This is a genomic window from Nocardioides sp., from assembly GCF_034670285.1.
Lineage (GTDB): Bacteria > Actinomycetota > Actinomycetes > Propionibacteriales > Nocardioidaceae > Nocardioides.
The window spans coordinates 1-4,610 of sequence record NZ_JAXMNS010000317.1 but is presented as its reverse complement, the minus strand read 5'-3'; the positions used below and the strand labels follow the sequence as shown (position 1 = coordinate 4,610).

Genomic DNA, 4,610 nt, shown 5'->3' with positions numbered 1-4,610 from the left:
GTCGGCGAGCACGGCCTGGAGCCACGAGCGCCGCGGGATCCGGTGGCGCTCGCCGAGACACGTGAGCAGCCGCGCAGCTGTCGTGCGACGGGAGCCGACGGCATCAGCGAGCGAGGCCACGGCAGCGAGATCGTCGAGCGCACCCGCGGCCACGTCGATCACCGACTCCTCGTAGCGGATCCGCGGCGGTGAGGCGTTCCACTGGACCCGCTCGGCGAAGCCGGCCATCCGATGGACCTCGACCCCGGGTACGGCGCTGATCCGGCGCTGCCGGTCGACCGCCACGTGGATCGTCGCCTCGGAGCGCTCGCGGCGACCCGGCCCCTCGGCCGCCCGGAGCGCGCTGTCCAGGCAGAGCGCCGAGGGCCAGGCGTGCAACACCGCTGCCTGGCTGCGCTGCCGATGAGTCGGTGGCCCGTTGTGCTCGACGCACACGCCTGTCAGGTGGGGCATCTGCACCAGCTGACCACGTCGGCGCAGCCTCGCCAGCTGGGTCGTCGTGAGGCCGGCGTCCAGGACCTGACGGCGGGACACCACGCCACTCTGGTCACGCAGCAGCTGTGAAAGGGGATCCATGCCCTCAGGCTGGACGTCGGCTCGCGCCCGCGTGGTCGGGCGGCGCGAGCCTGTGGAGAACGATCGCTCAGAGGGGCGCTGTGCTTACGCGGTGGATCTGATCAAGCAGGTTGATCGGATCCACCGCACTGAGTACTGCGAAGAGTCAACGGGCGCGCTTCGAGAGGCGCTCGACGTCCATGATCACGACCGAGCGGGGCTCGAGACGCAGCCAGCCGCGCGAGGCGAAGTCGGCGAGCGCCTTGTTGACGGTCTCGCGAGAGGCGCCGACCAGCTGGGCGAGCTCTTCCTGCGTGAGGTCGTGGTGCACGTGGACGCCGTCGTCGGCGGTGCGGCCGAAGCGGTCGGCGAGGTCGAGCAGCGCCTTGGCGACCCGGCCGGGAACGTCGGAGAACACCAGGTCGGCGACGACGTCGTTGGCCTTGCGCAGGCGGGCGGCGAGCTGCGAGAGCAGGCCGCGGGCCACCATCGGGCGTCCCTCGAGCCAGCGGAGCAGGTCCTCGTGCGACAGCGAGGCGAAGGTCGCGTCGGTGACGGCCGTGACGGTGGCCGAGCGCGGGCCCGGGTCGAAGAGCGAGAGCTCGCCGAACATCTGGCCGGGGCCCTGGATGGCGAGGAGGTTCTCGCGACCGTCGGGCGAGGTGCGGCCGAGCTTGATCTTGCCCTCGAGGATCACGTAGAGCTTGTCGCCGGAGTCGCCCTCGCGGAAGAGCACGTCGCCGCGGCGCAGCCGGCTCTCGGTCATCGAGGCGCGCAGGGCAGTGGCGGCTTCGTCGTCGAGCGCACTGAACAGCGGTGCTTGACGGAGTACGTCGTTGTCCACGAGGGACCTCCCGGGTGAGCCGTGGGTGGGGTGAGGCGTGCATCCGCGCACCTCACGTCGCCCTGATCCTAGGGGGTGTCCGACATCACAAGGTAACCCGAGCCCCTGTGCGGGACGGCGTCCCGTTCTCCGATCGTGGCCCACAGCCACCTCCGAGGGTGTCGGGAGCCCGCCGTAGGCTGGTGTGGTGCTGCCCGACGAGACCCGTACCTCCCTCGTCCGGCGCGCGCGCAAGATCAACCGCGTCCTGGCCGAGACCTACCCGGAGGCCGGCTGCGAGCTGGACTTCGACAACGCCTTCCAGCTGCTCGTGGTGACGGTGCTGAGCGCCCAGACGACCGACCGACGCGTCAACGCCGTCCGGCCGACGCTGTTCGCCGCCTACCCCGACCCCGCCTCGATGGCTGCAGCCAAGCGGGAGGACCTCGAGGCGATCGTCGGACCGCTCGGCTTCTTCCGCGCCAAGACCGAGTCGCTGCTCAAGCTCAGCGCCGTGCTGGTCGCCGAGCACGACGGCCAGGTGCCCGGTCGCCTCGACGACCTCGTCAAGCTGCCCGGGGTCGGACGCAAGACCGCCAACGTCGTGCTCGGCAACGCCTTCGACGTCCCCGGCATCACCGTCGACACCCACTTCGGCCGTCTGGTGCGCCGTTTCGGCTGGACCGACGAGACCGACCCGGTCAAGGCCGAGCACGCCGTCGGAGCGCTGTTCGACAAGCGCGACTGGACGATGCTGTCGCACCACGTCATCTGGCACGGTCGCCGCCGCTGCCACGCCAAGAAGCCCGCCTGCGGCGCCTGCCCGTTGGCGCGCTGGTGCCCGTCGTACGGCGAGGGCCCGACCGATCCGGTCGCCGCGGCCGCCCTGGTCAAGACCCAGGGCCCCGCGTGAGGCGGCTCGCGGCCGCCGGCGTCGCGCTGCTCCTCGCAGTCGTGCTCACCGGGTGTGGCGACGGCGCCGTCACCCCCGGCACCACCAACATCGACGTGGCCACGCCCGAGCTGGTGGCCATGAAGGCCGAGGCCGGCATCGACGACTGCCGACCGGGCCCTGGCGGGGGTGCCCTGCCCGACCTGACGCTGCGCTGCCTCGGCGGTGGACCCGAGGTCGATCTCGCCGACCTCAAGGGCCCCCTCATCATCAACCTGTGGTTCTCCGGCTGCGCGCCGTGCCGCGACGAGATGCCGGCGCTCCAGGCGTTCTACGCCGAGCACGGTGACACCGTCGACCTGCTCGGCATCGACGTCGAGATCTATCCCGACCTCGCCATCTCCTTCGCCGAGATCGTCGGCGCCACCTACCCCCAGCTCGCCGACCCGGGTGGCGAGATCCTCGACCTCGCCGAGCTGCGCGTGCCCGGCTTCCCCCAGCTCCTGTTCATCGACGCCGACGGCGAGATCGCCTTCCAGAAGGGTGGCGGCGTGACCGACAAGGCCGAGATCGTCGAGCTAGCCGAGACGCACCTGGGGGTCGAGCTGTGAAGCTCCCCGACTGGCTGCACCCGATCCGCGAGGCGGCGCAGAGCATCACCGTGCACGACCTCACGCGCTTCCAGGTGCCCGACGGGGCCGACGCGAGCTCGTCGGCCGTGCTCATGCTCTTCGGCGAGGGGGAGCACGGCCCTGACCTGCTGCTCACCGAGCGCTCGCACACGATGCGGTCCCACCCCGGCCAGGTCTCCTTTCCCGGCGGACGCGTCGACCCCGGCGAGACGCTCGTGGAGGCCGCGTTGCGCGAGGCCCACGAGGAGACCGGTCTCGACCCGGCCGGCGTCCACGTCTTCGCCGAGCTGCCCGAGCTGTGGCTGCCGCCGAGCAACTTCTCGGTCGTGCCGGTGCTCGGCTGGTGGCACGACCCCAGTCCGATCTGGGTCAAGTCGCCCGCCGAGGTCCACGCGATCTACCGGGTGCCGCTCCACGAGCTCGCCGACCCCGAGCACCGCATCGTCGTCACCGGCCCCTCGGGCTGGCGCTCGCCCGGCTTCCTGATCGGCGACGACCACGAGGTGATCCTTTGGGGCTTCACCGGTGGGGTGATCGCGCGGCTCTTCGAGTTCCTCGGCTGGATCGACGACCTGCCGGAGGCGCCGGAGCAGGAGATCCCGCGCTATATGCTCGGCGGCTACCGGCCGGATGCCGAGCCAGTGGCCCCCAACACCGACTTCGAGGAGCGACGCCGTTGAACTTCCTCGACGTGCTGCTCCTGCTCCTCGGGCTCGCCTACGCGCTCTCCGGCTACTGGCAAGGCTTCGTCACCGGCGCCTTCGCGACCGCAGGGCTGCTTCTCGGCGGACTGGCGGGGGTGCTCCTGGCCCCACGGATCCTCGGCGACGCCGAGCCCTCGCTCGCGGTGTCGCTGGGTGCCCTGTTCATCGTCATCGTGCTCGCCTCGGTGGGCCAGGCGCTCCTGCAGTACGTCGGCGCGCGGATTCGTTCCAAGATCACCTGGCAGCCCGCGCGTGCCCTCGACGCGATCGGGGGCGCCCTGCTGAGCTCGCTGGCCGTGCTGGTCGTGGCGTGGGCCCTCGGCGTGGCCATCTCCGGATCGCGGATCGGGGCCCTGACGCCGCTCGTGCGTGACTCAGCGGTCCTGCGCACGGTCAACACCGCGCTGCCCGCCACGGCGATGAACGCCCTCGACGGCTTCAACGACGTCGTCGGCGCCGGCTTCTTCCCGCGCTACCTCGAGCCGTTCGCGCCGGAGGACATCGTCGAGGTGAGCCCCGGCGCGCGGCGCCTCCTCACCGACCCCGACATCAGCAACGCCGAGGCCAGCGTGCTGAAGATCCGCGGCAACAACTCGTGCGGGCGCGGCGTCGAGGGCACGGGCTTCCTCTACGCCGAGGACCGCCTGATGACCAACGCCCACGTGGTCGCGGGTGTCAACGAGCCGGACGTCATCGTCGGCGACTCCATGGTCGATGCGACCGTCGTCTACTTCAACGCCGACCTCGACATCGCGGTGCTCTCGTTCGAGAGCGGCAACACGCCGCGTCTCGACTTCGTCTCCAGCGATGCCGAGGAGGAGCAGTTCGTGACCTCCTCCAGCGACGGCGTCGCGATCCTCGGCTACCCCGAGGACGGGCCGTACGACGTCCAGCGCGGCCGGGTGCGCACCGAGACGCAGCTCAAGTCGCCCAACATCTACGGCAACGGCACCGTGCTGCGCGACGTCTACTCGCTGCGCGGGCTGATCCGACCGGGCAACTCC

6 protein-coding genes are annotated in these 4,610 nt (G+C 71.2%); 4 read left to right on the top strand and 2 right to left on the bottom strand.

Going from position 1 to position 4,610, the window contains the following annotated elements; genetic code table 11:
• Both VOI19_RS14820 and VOI19_RS14815 read right to left on the bottom strand, forming a co-directional pair.
• Positions 1–576: type IV toxin-antitoxin system AbiEi family antitoxin domain-containing protein (locus VOI19_RS14820; RefSeq protein WP_323793735.1), on the bottom strand; the 576-nt coding region annotated here is incomplete at its 3' end.
• Positions 577–721: 145 nt separating this feature from the next.
• A complete protein-coding gene (locus VOI19_RS14815; protein WP_323793734.1) occupies positions 722–1,399 on the bottom strand; it encodes a Crp/Fnr family transcriptional regulator in 678 nt (225 codons plus the stop codon).
• Between the two features lie 187 nt (positions 1,400–1,586).
• Between VOI19_RS14815 and nth the strand changes: the two genes are divergently transcribed.
• The 4 genes from nth to VOI19_RS14795 form a co-directional block, all read left to right on the top strand.
• Positions 1,587–2,291: an endonuclease III gene (gene nth, locus VOI19_RS14810; RefSeq protein WP_323793733.1), complete on the top strand. Its 705-nt coding sequence runs from the start codon at positions 1,587–1,589 to the stop codon at positions 2,289–2,291.
• The gene (locus VOI19_RS14805; RefSeq protein ID WP_323793732.1) at positions 2,288–2,881 is read left to right on the top strand and encodes a TlpA disulfide reductase family protein; all 594 of its coding nucleotides are present in this window, start codon (positions 2,288–2,290) and stop codon (positions 2,879–2,881) included. The genes nth and VOI19_RS14805 overlap by 4 nt, the downstream gene beginning before the upstream one ends.
• Positions 2,878–3,582 carry a CoA pyrophosphatase gene (locus VOI19_RS14800; RefSeq protein WP_323793731.1) on the top strand — a complete coding sequence of 235 codons (705 nt, stop codon included), beginning with the start codon at positions 2,878–2,880 and terminating at the stop codon, positions 3,580–3,582. The genes VOI19_RS14805 and VOI19_RS14800 overlap by 4 nt, the downstream gene beginning before the upstream one ends.
• On the top strand, positions 3,579–4,610 hold a 1,032-nt coding region (locus tag VOI19_RS14795; protein WP_323793730.1), incomplete at its 3' end, for a MarP family serine protease. The genes VOI19_RS14800 and VOI19_RS14795, both read left to right, overlap by 4 nt.